At 61.2% G+C, this 558-nt stretch carries 1 protein-coding gene; it reads right to left on the reverse strand.

Translation table 11 applies throughout. From position 1 onward, the window contains the following. Positions 1 to 293 precede the first annotated feature (293 nt). Positions 294 to 558, reverse strand: a 265-nt coding sequence (locus ACXJKJ_RS31690) for an AprI/Inh family metalloprotease inhibitor (protein WP_457395679.1), incomplete at its 5' end; no start/stop codon positions are given.

The raw sequence follows: 558 nt of genomic DNA on the forward strand, positions 1-558 counted from the left end.
AACAACGACTAAGCCGATCMCYCGCGATCAATTGCGATCTTGTGAAATCAGTCACTTAGCGGACGCGTGGGGTCAGTTTGGGGTCAGTCACAGGGAGGGGCATCTCATATGCGGCAAGGCAAACGGCGCCCGGTGTGCCGAAGCTGTGCCACCGGCGCCGCTTCAGGCAGCCAACACCACGGACTTCAGTAGCCTAGCAAGCTCACTGCCTCGGCGCGCCAGGCGGCCAGCAACACCGTCTTCCTTCATGGACCGATGGCAAAGCCCATCTTTAGCCACCGGCCGACGCTCTATCAACGGCTCAGCGAAATTCGGTCGCCTGTCGCCGAAACACTCCCGACCCAGACGTCGCGATCCCTTGGCCACAGGGCAGCGTAGATATCTCCAGAGGAGTTGGTAAGGACAATCGTCGGGCCTTGCATATCCCAGCGGCTGACCTTCCAGAGGTCAGGACAACCCGTAGAGGTGCTGGCGAAATAGCCGCCGAAGTAAGGACTGGCGGTCAGGCGCACCGTGCAGAGGAAGGGCCCGTTGGGCGCATTGATGGGGTACGTGCCG

The organism is Roseateles sp. P5_E1 (assembly GCF_054049335.1).